The organism is Kitasatospora sp. NPDC001132, from assembly GCF_053598415.1.
The window spans coordinates 140,779-154,510 of record NZ_JBSFKF010000014.1; the positions used below are offsets into that span (position 1 = coordinate 140,779).

Below are 13,732 nucleotides of genomic sequence, written 5' to 3' on the forward strand. Positions count from 1 at the left end.
TCCCGGCCGTCCCGACAGCCCGCCTCGCCCCGCCGCAGCCCGCGCCTCGGGGCCCGCACCGCGGCGAGGCCCGCACCGGGCCGTCGCGAGCCCGCCCCCTACGAGAACGCCCCCGCGCAGGCCGCCGTGAACGCCCGGGCCCGCCGGGTGACCTCCGCCCAGCCCCCCGCCGCGACCACGTCCGGCGGCACCACGTCCGTCCCGGCGCAGACCGCGAGCGCGCCGTGCGCCAGGAACTCGGCGGCGTTGCCCGCGTTCACCCCGCCGGAGGCCACCAGCGGGACGTCGGGGTACGGGCCGCGCAGGTCCCTGAAGTAGCCGGGGCCGAACGACCGGGCCGGGAAGATCTTCACGGCGGCGGCGCCGAGGTCCACCGCGTGCGCCACCTCGGTCGGGGTGAGCGCTCCGAGCATCGCCGGCACCCCGGCGACGGCCGCCGCCTCGGCCACCTCGGGGCGGCAGCCCGGGGTGACCAGGAAGGACGCCCCGGCCTCGACCCCGCGCCGGGCCTGCTCGGCGGTCAGCACCGTCCCGACGCCGACCCGCCGGCCCGCCCTCGACGCCCTGAGCAGATGCTCCGTCACATTCGGTGTGGTGTAGGTGAATTCGGTCAGGGTGATGCCGCCTTCGGCGAGGGCGTCGCAGAGGGCGGCGGCGTCCGGGATCCGGGGCGCGCGGACCACCGCGATCACCGGTTCGGCGCGCAGCAGCTCGCGCAGCGACTCGCTCGACGGCTCGCGCAGCGGCGAGGGATCGGTCGGGGCGGAGAGCTCGGTCATATGGCCAGGGTTCCTCGGTCGGTTCGACGCAGGGCGCGCCCCGGCCGGGCGCCGGTGGTGCGACCCTGCCGGACGACGGCGGTGCCGTTGACGTACACGTACTCGATGCCCTCGGCCGGCAGCCGGGGGTGCTCGAAGGTGGCGGCATCCCGGACCCTCCCGGGGTCGAGGAGCACCAGGTCGGCGTGGTGGCCGGGGGCGATCCGGCCGCGCCGGTCCAGCCCCAGCCGGGCGGCGGGGCGTCCGGTCATCCGGGCGATCGCCTCCTCCAGTGTCAGTACGCCCAACTCCCGGCTGTAGTGGCCGAGGTAGCGCGGGAAGGTGCCCCAGGCACGCGGGTGCGGCCGGGCGCCGACCAGCAGCCCGTCGCTGCCGACGGTGTGCGCGCGGTGGCGCATGATCGCCCGGACGTTCTCCTCGTGCCCGACGTGCTGGAGGATCGTGGTGGCCAGCTCGTCCCGGCGCAGCAGGTCCAGGAACACCTCGGTGCCGGTCCGCTGCTCCTCCTCGGCCAGTTCGGCGACGGTGCGGCCGACCGCCCCGGCGAGCGAGGCCGCGCGCACGCCGGAGATCTGGATCGTCGTCCAGTCGGTGACCACCCCGTGGCAGCCGTCGCTGCCCTTCTCCTCCACCTCGTACCGGATCTTCGCGCACTGCGCCGGGTCGGTGAGCCGCTCCAGCGTCGCGGCCGGGCCGCCCTCGGTGGCCCAACTCGGCAGCAGCGCGGCCAGGGTGGTGGATCCGGGCAGGTAGGGGTAGCTGTCCAGGGTGAGGTCGACGCCGTCGGCGAGCGCCCGGTCGAGGAGCTCCAGCAGTTCGCCGGCCCGGCCCCGGTTGAGCCCGAAGTTCATCGTGGCGTGGGTCAGGTGCAGCGCGCACCCGCTCTGCCGGGCGATCTCCACCATCTCCGCGTATCCCTCCAACGCCCTTGCACCGTAGGAGCGTTGGTGCGGCGCGTGGAAGCCGCCGTAGGCCGCGACGACGGTGCACAGCTCGACCAGCTCGGCGGTGCCCGCGTACATCCCGGGGGTGTAGCTGAGCCCGCTGGACATGCCGACCGCGCCGTCCAGCAGACTCTTCGCCAACACCTGCCGCATCCGGTCGAGTTCGCCGGAGGTGGGCGGGCGGTTGGCCCAGCCCATGGCGAGCATCCGCAGGGTTCCGTGCGGGACGAGGTAGCAGGCGTTGACGGCGACACCGGTGCGGTCGATCCGGTCCAGGTAGCCGGCGACGTCCCGCCAGTCCCAGTCGAAGCCGTCCGGGTCGCCGTTCCAGCCCGCGAGTTGGCGGCGCAGCGCGGGCAGCGTGGTGTCGTCCGCCGGGGCGTAGGACAGGCCGTCCTGGCCGAGCACCTCGCAGGTGACGCCCTGGGTGACCTTGGCCGGGTGCTCCGGTTCGAGCAGCAGGGCGAGGTCGGAGTGGGCGTGCATGTCGATGAAGCCGGGGGCCAGCACCAGCCCGTCGGCGTCCACCGCCTCGGGGGCGTCGAGGCCCTCGCCGATCTCGGTGATCAGGCCGTCCGCGATCCGGACGTCCGCCCGGTACCGGTCCGCGCCGGTGCCGTCCACGACGGTGGCACCGCGGAAGACCGTCGCTCCCCTGCCGCGCCCCGCGTCCGGGCGGGCCGTTCTCTCCCCGGGCATCAGAAGAACGTCCTGACCAGGCCGGTGACCTTCGGCTCGGCCGCGTCCGCGCAGTCCAGCACCGGAATCGCCGTCCACTTGTCGAAGGCCGTGCACGGGTGGGAGACGCCCAGCCGCAGCACCGCGCCGATCGGCGCGAGGTCGCCCGCGTCGCGGAGGAAGGCGTGCTGGTCGTTGAGCGCGGTGATCCGGGCCGTCGTGCCGGTCAACTCGGCTCCGCCGCGCACCCGTTGCGGCTCGGGCAGACCCTCGTCGAAGGGTAGGTCGCGCTTGCCGGCGTCCAGCAGCGCGAGCTGCGGCTCGGGCCGGGAGACCACCCGGGCCCAGCCGTGCAGCGCGCTGCGGAACGGCGTCCGCCCGCCGCGCCGGGCCAGCGGGGAGATGCCCCGGTAGAAGCCGTCGTCGTGGGCGATGTACGCGCCCGAGCGCAGCACCACGAAGGCCTCGGGCAGCTTCGCCAGCTCCTCGACCACCAGGTCGAAGTAGGCGCTGCCGCCGGCCGAGACCACCGGCCGGGTGTCCTGCGGGTAGGCGTCCGCCAGCCGGCCGTGCAGCTCGCCGAGGTCCCGCAGGTAGCCGCGGACGGTGGCCAGCGCCTCGGCCGAGGCGTCGTGCGCGAGCGCGCCCTCGTACCCCCCGACGCCCGCCAGGCGCAGGGTGCGGGCGCGCAGCACGGCGGCGGCGACCTCGGCGGCGGCGTCCACGCCGCGGGCACCGGTCCGCCCGCCCGGGCCGCCCAGCTCGACCAGCACCTCGACCGGCCGCTCGGCGCCGGCGGCGCGCAGTGCCTCGTCCATCAGCCGCACGCTCTCGGCGGAGTCGACCCAGGAGAGGAGGGCGAAGTCCGGGTCGGCGGCGAGTTCGTCGGCGAGCCAGGCCAGTCCGGCGGGTTCGAGCAGGGCGTTGGCGAGCAGTATGCGCTGCACCCCGAAGGCCCGGGCGATCCGCACCTGGGGCAGGTTGGCGAGGGTGATGCCGTGGCTACCGGCGTCGAGCTGGGCCTGCCAGAGGGCGGGCGCCATGGTGGTCTTGCCGTGCGGGGCGAGCGCGACGCCCGCGTCGGCGCACCAGTCGGCCATGGTGCGGACGTTGTGGTCGAGGGCGGCGCCGTCGAGGGTGAGCAGCGGGGTGCCGAGCGTGGAGAGGGTGGGGCCGGTGGCGAGCCACTCCCGCGTGGTGCGGCCCCACGACTGCGGCGGAGCGGCTTTGAACCGCCAGTCGAGCGGCTCGTCGGCCAGGGCGGCCACCGCCCCGCGGGCGATGCCCGGCCCGGTGCCGCTGCTTGCGAAGGTCTGCTCCACCGTCTTCCTCCATCCGCCCAAGTTGCAACATGTGCAACGAGGGTTGCACATGCTGGCAACACGGTTCTAGCATCGGCGCCGGATCACGGTCAACGGACCTGACTCCCGGTCAACGGGGTCGACTCACGTCCGGCGCTCACCGACGACACGGCGCCGGCGTGCGACGAGTCGGCCCGGTGGGCCCGCTCTCGACGGAACGGCCGCAGACGAGGAGCCCCGCACATGCCGCGACAGGACACCCAGGGCCCGACCCGCCCCGGTCCTCCCCCGACGGCCGTGTGCGTGGGCGAGTCGATGGCCGTCCTGCTGCCGGACCGCCCGGGCCCACTGGAGTCGGTGGAGAGCTTCCGGCTGTCCGTCGGCGGCGCGGAGTCCAACGTGGCGGGCGCGCTGGCCGCGCACGGCGTGCCGACCGCCTGGATCAGCCGGGTCGGCGACGACGGCTTCGGCCGCCGGCTGCTCGCCGAGGTCGCCGCCCGGGGCGTGGACGTCTCGGCGGTCGCGGTCGACCCGCACCGCCCGACCGGCCTCTACGTCAAGGAGGTCGGCGGCACCACCGGCGACCGCCACGACCTCGGGCCCGGCCGCAGCCGGCTGCACTACCACCGGCGGGGCTCCGCGGCCGCCGCGCTCTCCCCGGACCTGCTCACCGACCCCGCCGCCGCCCCGCTGCTGACCGGCGCCCGGCTGCTGCACCTGTCCGGCATCACCGCCGCCCTCTCCGACGGCTGCCTGGCCCTGCTGCGCGGCCTGCTCGCCGAGCGCCGCCCGAACCGAACGATCAGCTTCGACCTCAACTGGCGTCCCTCGCTCTGGCGCGAGCGCGACCCGGCCGTGCTGCCACCACTGCTGGACGCCGCCGACCTGCTGCTACTCGGGGCCGACGAGGCCGAGGCCGCCTTCGGCACGGGCGACCCGGCCGCCCTGCGCCGCCGCTTCCCCGGCCCGGCCACCGTCGTGGTCAAGGAGGCCGCCCGGCAGGTGACCGTCCTGGACCGGGACGGGACGGCGGTCACCGAGCCGGCCCTCGCGGTCGAGGTGGTCGAGGCCACCGGCGCGGGCGACGCCTTCGCGGCCGGCTACCTGGCCGGCACCGTCCGGGGCCTGGACCAGCGGCGCCGGCTGCGGCTCGGCCACCTGAGCGCCGCCTGCGCCCTGACCGCCCACGGCGACCAGGCAGAGCTGCCGGACGCCGCCGTGGTGACGGCACTGCTCGACGCCACCCCCGCCCAGTGGGCCGCCACCCGGGTCACCGCGGCGGGCATCACCGGCCCGGCCCTGCCCGCCGGCCACCGGCGCCGGACCGACCGGGCGCCGTCCGCCGAGCGGCCCCAGTCCACCGACCGGCCCCCGTCCGCCGATCGGGCCCGGGCACAATGAGCAGGAACCCCAGCCCTCGAAGCGGAGCACGATGAGCCAGACCGTCACCCGCGCGCTGCGCATCCTCGCCGAACTCGGCGAGGGCGAGCGCTCCCTCGACCAGCTCGCCGAGGTGCTCGGCGTCCACAAGACGACCGTGCTCCGACTGCTGCAAAGCCTCGAGGAGGAACGATTCGTCTATCGCGACGCGGCCTACCGCTACCACCTGGGTGCCGGCCTCTTCGCACTCTCCGGCCTGGCCCTGGAGCAGCGCGGCGTGCGCCGGATCGCCGCCCCACACCTGGCCGAGCTGAACGCCGCCACCGGCCAGACCGTGCACCTGGCCGCGTACGAGGGCGGCGAGGTGGTCTACATCGACAAGTTCGACTCCCGCCACCCGGTCAGGATGTACTCCCGGATCGGCCTGCGCGCCGCCCTGCACAGCGCCGCCGTCTCCAAGGTGCTGCTGGCCGGCCTACCGCTGCCCGAGCGGCGCCGGGTGGTGGCCGGGATCGACTTCACCCCGCACACCGAGCGCACCCTGACCACGCCCGAGGCGCTGCTCGCCGAGCTGGAGAAGGTCGCCGCCCAGGGCTGGGCGCAGGACCACGCCGAGCACGAGGCCTTCATCAACTGCGTGGCCGCGCCCGTCCGGGACGCCAGCGGACGGGTGGTCGCCGCCGCCTCGATCTCCGTCCCGGACATGGTCCTGCCGTACGAGCAGGTGCTGGACCTGCTCCCCCAGCTGCTCGCCACCACCCGCGCCGTCTCGGCCGACTGCGGCCGCCCCGACCACACCTGACGAACCGTCAAGAACAGCAAAGGAACCCGATGCCCTCCGAGCACCCGCAGACCGACGAGCACTCCCGGACCGACGGGAAGGTCGAGATCCGCACCGACGGCGCCCCCGCCCCCGCCTGGATGTTCTCCCAGGGCGTCCGCAAGGGCCCGATCCTCCAGGTCTCCGGCCAGGGCCCGCAGGACCCGACCACCGGCGAGTACCTCCACCACGGCGACGTGAAGGCGCAGACCCGCCGCACGCTGGAGAACGTCAAGGCCATCGTCGAGGCCGGCGGCGCCACCATCGAGGACGTGGTGATGTTCCGCGTGTACCTCACCAAGCGGGCCGACTTCCCGCTGATGAACGAGGTCTACGCCGAGTTCATCGACGAGAACATCAAGCCCGGCGGCGTGAAGCCGTGCCGCACCACCGTCTTCGTCGAGCTTCCGCAGGAGCCGATGCTGGTCGAGATCGACGCCCAGGCCGTGGTCGGCTGACCACCCCCGCCCCCGAAGGGCCCGGACGCCTGCCGCGCGCCCGGGGCCCTTCGACCTGTCCGGCCGACCGCCCACCCGCCACGCCGCCGACCGCCCACCCGCCACGCCGCCGACCGCCCGCTTGCCACGCCGCCGACCGCCCGCTTGCCACACCTCCAGCCAAATATTAGGTTAGGCTCACCTAACTAACTGGAGGTCCGCCCATGAGCCTGCCCACCGGCGACACCGAGGCCCCCGAGCCCACCACCGCCGAACGGATCCACAGCCTGCTCAGCACGACCTCCTCGCTCACCGTCCGAGCCCTGGGCGAGCAGCACCACCTGGACACCCCGGTCTCCGTCCACGGCTCCCGGCTGCGGCTGCGCACCGCCCTGGACGACCCGCTCACCGCGGCCGCCGCCGGCGCCACCGACGGCCTCGCCGTCGTCCTCGACGTCACCGACGTCTCCCCCGTCGCCGTCCGTGACCGGGTCCGTGCCCGCCTGACCCTGGCCGGCCGACTTCACCTGGCCCACCTCGCCGACGACGGCCTCAGCGTCCACCTGCGGGTGGACGTCGCCCACGCCGTCCTCGCCACCCCGTACGGCACCGGCGCGGTCACCGCCGCGGACCTCGCCGTCGCCGTCCCCGACCCGATGGCCCGGCACGAGGCCGCGATGCTCACCCACCTCGCCGACGACCACGCCGAGGCGCTCGAGGTCCTCACCCGCCTGCTCGACCCGGCCGTGCTGGGCCACGGCCCGGAGGTCCGCCCGCTCGCCCTGGACAGCCACGGCCTGGTGCTGCGCCTGGACCACCCGTACGGCCACCGCGACGTCCGCCTGGTCTTCCCCGAACCCGCCCGGGACACCGAGGAGTTCGGCCACCGGATGCACGAGCTGCTGGCCGCCGCGCAGTACGGCTCGCCGGTCCACCGGCACTGACCCCCCGTCCCGTCACCGCTCGACCGCGTCCTCCAGCACCACCCGCCCGATCCGCACGTACAGTTCCGGCCGCCACCGGCGCACCGCGAGCGCCAGCGCCACCCCGCCCGCGAACACCCCGATCACCAGGTACGGGATCAGCCGGAACAGCAGCGTGTGCGCCGCCGCCCCGGCGGCGGCGTCCTTGTTGAGGACCAGCAGCACCACCACCCCGGCCATCGCCACCCCGCCCACCAGCGGCGCGACCAGCGTCCGGAACCAGTGGGCGGTCTCCGGGTGGCGCCCCCGCACGTGGAAGTACCCGACCACGGCGAAGGAGCAGAGCGTCTGCACGACCAGGATCGCCATCGTCCCGAGCAGCGCCAGCAGCGTGTACAGGTGCGCGTACGGGTCCATCCCGGCCGCCAGGAAGCCCGCCACCAGCCCCACCGCGATCACCGACTGCACCACCGAGGCGACGTGCGGCGAGCCGTGCCGCGGATGGGTGCGGCCGAGCCCCCGGTACAGCAGACCCTCCCGCCCGATCGCGTACAGGTAGCGGGCCGCGCACTGGTGGAAGGCCATCGCGCAGGCGAACGAGCCGGTGACGACCAGCCATTGGAACACCTTCACCGCCCAGGCCCCCAGGTGCGCACCGAGCGGGTCGAAGAACAGGCTGTTGCCGTCCTTGCCCGGCACCGCGCCGTTCGCCACCGCGATCGCCCGTTCGACCCCGTTGCCGGAGACGATCATCCAGGACACGAAGACGTAGAGCAGCCCGACCCCGATCACCGACACCAGCGTCGCCCGCGGCACCACCCGCTTCGGGTCGCGGGACTCCTCGCCGTACATCGCGGTGGACTCGAACCCCACCCAGGACCAGAACGCGAAGAACAGGCCGAGCCCCGCCGCGGCCGCCGAACTCCCCACCCCCCTCAGCGCGTTCAGCGGGTTCACGGCCGCGAGCACGATCCCGTCCGGGCCGCCGCCGGAGAACAGCACGGCGAACGAGACCGCACTCAGCACCCCGATCTCCAGCACCAGCGCGACGCCGAGCACCTTGGCCGTCAGGTGCAGGTCGAACCAGGCCATCACCCCGATCACCGCCGCCCCGGACAGCGCGTACCAGCCCCAGCCCAGCTCCACCCCCAGCTGCGAACGGACCAGTCCCCGCAGCGAGTACGCGAAGAAGCCGAGGGCCGAGGCCTCGGTGACGACGTACGCGAGCACCGCCAGCAGTCCCGAGGCCATCCCGACCACCCGGCCCAGCCCGTGCGAGACGTAGCCGTAGAACGCGCCGGCCGCGGTGATGTGCCGGGCCATCGCGACGTAGCCGACCGAGAACACCGTCAGCACCACGGTCGCCACGACGTACGCGGCGGGCGCGCCGACGCCGTTGCCCTGCCCGACGATGATCGGCAGGTTGCCCGTCATCGCGGTGATCGGGGCGGCGGTGGCGAGCGCCATGAACACCACGCCGACCAGGCCGACCGAATCGGCCTTCAGCCGGTCGACCCCGTCCTCCCCGGGCCGCTCCCGGCCGGCCGTCCTCCCCGCCACGCCCCCACTGCGGACCGCCATCCGCCCTCCTCGCCTCCGGACCCGCCCGCCCGGCCGGACCGACCGGGCGCTGACCGTTCGCCAGCATGACGTGCCACGGCCACCCGGCGACGCCACCGAACCCCTCCGTCACACCGGAGTTGACGCCGCGTTCGACCCGTCCGAACGAAACCCGGGAACAGCCGGGCGGCACGGAAACGGCAGTGGCCGGCCCGGCCGCACGAGGAGTCCTCGTACGGCCGGGCCGGCCTGGGCGTGTCCCGCGCCCATGTCCGCCGTGCGGCGATCACCCGGTCGAGCGGTCACCCGACATGACCATCCCGGAGGATCGTTTCGCCCCGCAGCGACGGTGGTTCCGGAAACCCTCGGAGCTCAGCCGTGGGTCAGAGCGCGACGCCGTGCGCGCGCAGGTAGGCGACCGGGTTGATGTCCGAGCCGTACTCCGAGCCGTTGCGGACCTCGAAGTGCAGGTGCGGGCCGGTCACGTTGCCAGTGGCACCGGACAGGCCGATCTGCTGGCCGACGGTGACGGCCTGACCGATCCTCACGCCGATCGAGGAGAGGTGCGCGTACTCGGCGTAGTGGCCGTCGGCGAGCTTGATCTCGACCTCGTTGCCGTAGGCGCCGCCGTTGCCGGCCTTGACCACGACACCGTTGGCGATGGCGCGCAGCGGGGTGCCGGTGGAGGCGACGAAGTCCTGGCCGGTGTGGTGGCCGGAGGCCCACATCGAGCCGGCCACACCGTAGGCGGTGCCGAGCCTCGGGTTGGCCAGCGGGGCGACGAAGCCGGAGGTGGCGGCGGCGACCGGAGTGGCGGTCACGGCCTGGGCCGGGGTGGCGACCTGCAGCTGGGTCTGCAGCTGCGTGGCCGGCTTGGCGGCCTCGGTCCGCACCTGGACCCGGTCCTGCGCCTTGGCGGCCTGGGTCGCGGGAGCGGCCGACTCGGCCGGGGCGGCGGCCTTCGCCGGAGCGGAGTCGGCCGACGGCGCGACGGCGTGGCCCGGCAGCGCGAGCCGCTGGCCCGCGAAGATCAGGTTCGGGTCGGCACCGACGACCGAGCGGTTCTGCTCGTACAGGGCGTGCCAGCCGCCCTCGACGTTCTTGACCTCGGCAATCTTGGACAGGGTGTCACCGCTGACGACGCGGTAGCTCTCCTGCACTGCCTGGGCGGCCGGAGCATCGGCCGGAGCAGCCGACTCGGCGCGGGCGGAGGCGGCGGCCTGCGCGACCGGGGCGGCCGGAGCGGTGTGGGCCTGGGCGCTCATCGCGGTGACGAGCGGGAGGGCGAAGGAGACGCCGGTGACGGCGGTGGCGATGCCGATGCGGGCGGCGCGGGGCAGGGCGATACGACGAGCCTGAGCAGGCATGGAAGTTTCCTCTCCGACGCCTGCGAGGTGAGCTGTCGGGTTCGGGCTGGAGTTGCCCGGCCGCATGCGCGGCTTCACCCCTAGCCGGTCCTGGACGCCCGCGCCCTGAGGCGCGAACTCCGGTCCGGCGACTTACCTGTGGGTCCCCCGCTCCTGCCGTACAGAGTTCGTTTCGAACCACCGGGCAGCGGCAGGACTCGGCGTTCCACCCGGCGGATCCGTCCGGACTGGCCGGGCGGTCGCTGAACTAAAACCCATCCGTTCGGGTGAAGCAATGTCGATCTTTGAAAGCGCAACCATTCCCCCTTCCCCGGTGACCCTCCGCAGGCCGGAGCACACGTTCCGCACACAATCCATTCACCCCCCGCCACTGATCCACGACCCTGCGCCGAGATCCGCGACGCTGCGCAGCCGCCCACTCACACCCCGCCCACCGTCAACACACCCACCGGTGACCCTTGTCACGTGCGCCCCGGCAGCGCAGGATTCGCCCGTGGCCACCTCAGAGGCCGGCACCCTGCGCCTGAGCACCGCGCAGGGCCGCTGGGTACTACTGGCGACGGTGCTCGGCTCCAGCATGGCGATGCTCGACGGCACCGTGGTGAACGTCGCCCTGCCCCGGATCGGCGCCGACCTCGGCGCCTCCCTCGCGTCCCTGCAATGGACCCTGAACGCCTATCTGCTCACCCTGGCGGGCCTGATCCTGCTCGGCGGCGCGCTGGGCGACCGGTACGGACGGCGCAAGGTCTTCCTGATCGGCGTGGTCTGGTTCGCCATCGCCTCCGCCGCCTGCGCCGCCGCACCGAACATCCACGTGCTGATCGCCGCCCGCGCCGTCCAGGGCATCGGCGGGGCACTGCTCACCCCCGGCTCGCTCGCCATGCTCCAGGCCGTCTTCCACCCTGACGACCGCTCGGCGGCGGTCGGCCTCTGGTCCGGCCTGGGCGGGGTGTCGGCGGCGGTCGGCCCGTTCCTAGGCGGCTGGCTGGTGGACGGCCCCGGCTGGCGCTGGATCTTCCTGCTGAACCTGCCGCTCGCCGCCGCCGTGATCGCCGTCGCCACCCGGTCGGTGCCGGAGAGCCGGGACAAGGACGCCTCCGGCCGCTTCGACGTGCTCGGCGCCGTGCTCGCTGCCCTCGCCCTCGGCGCGATCACCTACGCGCTGACCGCGGCCGGCGAGGGCCTGTCCCCCGCCGTCTGGGTCAGCGGAGTGATCGGGGTGGTGCTCGGCGTCGCCTTCGTGGCCGTCGAGCGCCGCGCGCCCGAACCGATGCTGCCGCTCGGCCTCTTCTCCTCCCGGCTGTTCACCGCGGTGAACCTGGTCACCCTGTGCGTGTACGCGGCGTTCAGCGGCGTCTTCTTCCTGCTGGTGGTGCAGCTCCAGATCGTGTCCGGGTTCTCGCCGCTGGTCTCGGGCTTCGCCCTGGTGCCGATCACCGTGCTGATGCTGCTGCTGTCCGCCCGTGCCGGACGCCTCGGCAAGCGGATCGGCCCGCGCATCCCGCTCACCGTCGGCCCGATGCTGTGCGCCGCCGGGGTGCTGTTGATGCTGCGCATCGGCCCGGACTCCTCGTACTGGGTGGACGTGCTGCCCGCCGTCACGGTGATGGGCTGCGGCATGACGCTGCTGGTCGCACCGCTGACGGCGACCGTGCTGGCCGCCGTCGAGGTCCGCCACGCGGGCATCGCCAGCGGGGTCAACAACGCCGCCGCCCGCGCGGCCGGCCTGCTCGCGGTGGCCGCCCTGCCGGCGCTGGCCGGGCTGAGCGGCGACGCCTACCGGGTACCCTCCTCGGTCGACGCCGCCTTCCACACCGCCATGCTGATCTGCGCGGGCCTGCTGGTCGCCGGCGGGCTGATCGCCTCCGCGACCGTACGGGGCAACGTGCTCGCCCCCGAGGAGCAGCCGGTGGCCGAGCCGAACTGCGACTGGCCGTGCGGGCCCACCGCCCCGCCGCTCGACCCGGGCCACGTCCCCGTGACGCGCGAGGGCCCCGCCACCGGTCCGGCGGCGGGGCCCTCACCCAAGGGCTGACGCTACGTCAGAAGGCGCTTCCCGTCAGGGAATGCCGCCCGTCAGAGAATGTCGCCGGGCGCGTACTCGGCGGCCTCCGGGTAGGCGGCCGCGACGGCCTCCACCTGGCGGACGACCTCGGCGACCTGGGCGCCGGCCGCGCCGGTGAAGGACAGCTTGTCGGCCAGCAGCGCGTCCAGGGCGGCCCGGTCCAGCGGGATCCGCTCGTCGGCGGCCAGCCGGTCCAGCAGCTCGTTCTCCCGGGCGCCGGCCCGCATCGCCAGCGCGGAGGCGACGGCGTGCTCCTTGATGACCTCGTGCCCGGTCTCCCGGCCGACGCCCGCGCGCACCGCGCCCATCAGCACCTTGGTGGTGGCGAGGAACGGCAGGTAGCGGTCCAGCTCGGCCTCGATCACGGCGGGGAAGGCGCCGAACTCGTCGAGGACGGTCAGGAAGGTCTCCAGCAGGCCGTCGAAGGCGAAGAACGCGTCCGGCAGCGCGACCCGGCGCACCACCGAGCAGGAGACGTCGCCCTCGTTCCACTGGTCGCCGGCCAGCTCGCCGGTCATCGAGGCGTAGCCGCGCAGGATGACGGCCAGGCCGTTGACGCGCTCGCAGGAGCGGGTGTTCATCTTGTGGGGCATCGCGGAGGAGCCGACCTGGCCCTCCTTGAAGCCCTCCGTCACCAGCTCGTGGCCGGCCATCAGGCGGATGGTCTTGGCCAGGCTGGACGGCGCGGCGGCCAGCTGGACGAGGGCGGTGAGCACCTCGAAGTCCAGCGAGCGCGGGTAGACCTGGCCGACGCTGGTCAGCACGTGGTCGAAGCCGAGGTGCCCGGCGACCCGGCGCTCCAGCTCGGCGAGCTTCTCGGTGTCCCCACCGAGGAGGTCCAGCATGTCCTGGGCGGTGCCGACCGGGCCCTTGATCCCGCGCAGCGGGTAGCGGGCGATCAGCTCCTCCAGGCGGCGGAAGGCGACCAGCAGCTCGTCGGTGATCGAGGCGAACCGCTTGCCCAGGGTGGTGGCCTGAGCGGCCACGTTGTGCGAGCGGCCGGCCATGACCAGCTCGGAGTGCTGGGCGGACAGCTTGGCCAGACGCACCAGCACGGCCACCGTGCGGTCCCGCACGTGCTCCAGGGACTGGCGGATCTGGAGCTGCTCGACGTTCTCGGTCAGGTCCCGGGACGTCATGCCCTTGTGGATCTGCTCGTGCCCGGCGAGCTCGCTGAACTCCTCGATGCGGGCCTTCACGTCGTGGCGGGTGATCCGCTCACGGGCGGCGATCGAGCCGAGGTCGACCTGGTCGATCACCCGCTCGTAGTCGGCGACGGCCGTCGCCGGCACCTCGACGCCGAGGTCCTGCTGGGCCTTCAGGACGGCCAGCCACAGGTGGCGCTCGAGGACCACCTTGTGCTCGGGGGACCACAGCTGGGCCAGGGTCGCCGAGGCGTACCGGGAGGCCAGGACATTGGGGATCTGGGGCTTCGCGCTCACGCTTCGCAAGGGTAACAGCCGAGGTCACGCCGGACG

The 13,732-nt window shown here is 74.2% G+C and carries 11 protein-coding genes and 1 riboswitch; of the genes, 5 read left to right on the forward strand and 6 right to left on the reverse strand.

What is annotated here, in order from left to right; translation table 11 throughout:
- Positions 1-98 precede the first annotated feature (98 nt).
- Genes ACWDBE_RS20700 through ACWDBE_RS20710 form a run of 3 tightly spaced genes read right to left on the reverse strand, consistent with a single transcriptional unit; the run spans position 99 to position 3,723 of the window.
- Entirely contained in the window at positions 99-779 is a 681-nt protein-coding gene (locus ACWDBE_RS20700; RefSeq protein ID WP_449808724.1) for a bifunctional 4-hydroxy-2-oxoglutarate aldolase/2-dehydro-3-deoxy-phosphogluconate aldolase, read from the reverse strand.
- Positions 776-2,422 (reverse strand): N-acyl-D-amino-acid deacylase family protein, encoded by a 1,647-nt coding sequence (locus tag ACWDBE_RS20705; protein WP_449808725.1) that lies wholly within the window; start codon positions 2,420-2,422, stop codon positions 776-778. Before ACWDBE_RS20705 ends, ACWDBE_RS20700 begins: the two co-directional genes overlap by 4 nt.
- Positions 2,422-3,723 (reverse strand): amino acid deaminase, encoded by a 1,302-nt coding sequence (locus ACWDBE_RS20710; protein WP_449792434.1) that lies wholly within the window; start codon positions 3,721-3,723, stop codon positions 2,422-2,424. Before ACWDBE_RS20710 ends, ACWDBE_RS20705 begins: the two co-directional genes overlap by 1 nt.
- A 222-nt stretch (positions 3,724-3,945) precedes the next feature.
- Between ACWDBE_RS20710 and ACWDBE_RS20715 the strand changes: the two genes are divergently transcribed.
- The 4 genes from ACWDBE_RS20715 to ACWDBE_RS20730 all read left to right on the forward strand — a co-directional run bounded on the left by ACWDBE_RS20715 (position 3,946) and on the right by ACWDBE_RS20730 (position 7,283).
- Positions 3,946-5,103, forward strand: a complete 1,158-nt coding sequence (locus ACWDBE_RS20715; RefSeq protein ID WP_449808726.1) for a sugar kinase — start codon at positions 3,946-3,948, stop codon at positions 5,101-5,103.
- A 31-nt stretch (positions 5,104-5,134) separates the two neighbouring features.
- Positions 5,135-5,884: an IclR family transcriptional regulator gene (locus ACWDBE_RS20720; protein WP_449792436.1), complete on the forward strand. Its 750-nt coding sequence runs from the start codon at positions 5,135-5,137 to the stop codon at positions 5,882-5,884.
- A gap of 29 nt (positions 5,885-5,913) precedes the next feature.
- Positions 5,914-6,360: a RidA family protein gene (locus ACWDBE_RS20725; RefSeq protein WP_449808727.1), complete on the forward strand. Its 447-nt coding sequence runs from the start codon at positions 5,914-5,916 to the stop codon at positions 6,358-6,360.
- A gap of 203 nt (positions 6,361-6,563) precedes the next feature.
- Complete coding sequence (locus ACWDBE_RS20730) at positions 6,564-7,283, forward strand: DUF2470 domain-containing protein (RefSeq protein ID WP_449792438.1); 720 nt, start codon at positions 6,564-6,566, stop codon at positions 7,281-7,283.
- 12 nt (positions 7,284-7,295) lie between these two features.
- Here ACWDBE_RS20730 and ACWDBE_RS20735 read toward each other — a convergent pair whose 3' ends face one another.
- Both ACWDBE_RS20735 and ACWDBE_RS20740 read right to left on the reverse strand, forming a co-directional pair.
- Complete coding sequence (locus ACWDBE_RS20735; RefSeq protein ID WP_449792439.1) at positions 7,296-8,843, reverse strand: APC family permease; 1,548 nt, start codon at positions 8,841-8,843, stop codon at positions 7,296-7,298.
- A 362-nt stretch (positions 8,844-9,205) separates the two neighbouring features.
- Positions 9,206-10,189, reverse strand: a complete 984-nt coding sequence (locus ACWDBE_RS20740; protein WP_449808728.1) for a M23 family metallopeptidase — start codon at positions 10,187-10,189, stop codon at positions 9,206-9,208.
- A gap of 2 nt (positions 10,190-10,191) precedes the next feature.
- Positions 10,192-10,329: riboswitch (cyclic di-AMP (ydaO/yuaA leader) on the reverse strand.
- 353 nt (positions 10,330-10,682) lie between these two features.
- Between ACWDBE_RS20740 and ACWDBE_RS20745 the strand changes: the two genes are divergently transcribed.
- A complete protein-coding gene (locus ACWDBE_RS20745) occupies positions 10,683-12,224 on the forward strand; it encodes an MFS transporter (protein WP_449792441.1) in 1,542 nt (513 codons plus the stop codon).
- A 41-nt stretch (positions 12,225-12,265) separates the two neighbouring features.
- Here the strand turns inward: ACWDBE_RS20745 and purB are convergent, their stop codons facing one another.
- A complete protein-coding gene (gene purB / locus ACWDBE_RS20750; RefSeq protein WP_449792442.1) occupies positions 12,266-13,696 on the reverse strand; it encodes an adenylosuccinate lyase in 1,431 nt (476 codons plus the stop codon).
- Positions 13,697-13,732: the final 36 nt, after the last annotated feature.

Excerpts from the sequence above, each read along its gene's own strand:
- ACWDBE_RS20700 (WP_449808724.1), bottom strand. The coding sequence starts at position 779 with ATGACCGAGCTCTCCGCCCCGACCGATCCCTCGCCGCTGCGCGAGCCG.
- ACWDBE_RS20705 (WP_449808725.1), bottom strand. The coding sequence starts at position 2,422 with ATGCCCGGGGAGAGAACGGCCCGCCCGGACGCGGGGCGCGGCAGGGGA.
- ACWDBE_RS20715 (WP_449808726.1), top strand. The coding sequence starts at position 3,946 with ATGCCGCGACAGGACACCCAGGGCCCGACCCGCCCCGGTCCTCCCCCG.
- ACWDBE_RS20720 (WP_449792436.1), top strand. The coding sequence starts at position 5,135 with ATGAGCCAGACCGTCACCCGCGCGCTGCGCATCCTCGCCGAACTCGGC.
- ACWDBE_RS20725 (WP_449808727.1), top strand. The coding sequence starts at position 5,914 with ATGCCCTCCGAGCACCCGCAGACCGACGAGCACTCCCGGACCGACGGG.
- ACWDBE_RS20730 (WP_449792438.1), top strand. The coding sequence starts at position 6,564 with ATGAGCCTGCCCACCGGCGACACCGAGGCCCCCGAGCCCACCACCGCC.
- ACWDBE_RS20735 (WP_449792439.1), bottom strand. The coding sequence starts at position 8,843 with ATGGCGGTCCGCAGTGGGGGCGTGGCGGGGAGGACGGCCGGCCGGGAG.
- ACWDBE_RS20740 (WP_449808728.1), bottom strand. The coding sequence starts at position 10,189 with ATGCCTGCTCAGGCTCGTCGTATCGCCCTGCCCCGCGCCGCCCGCATC.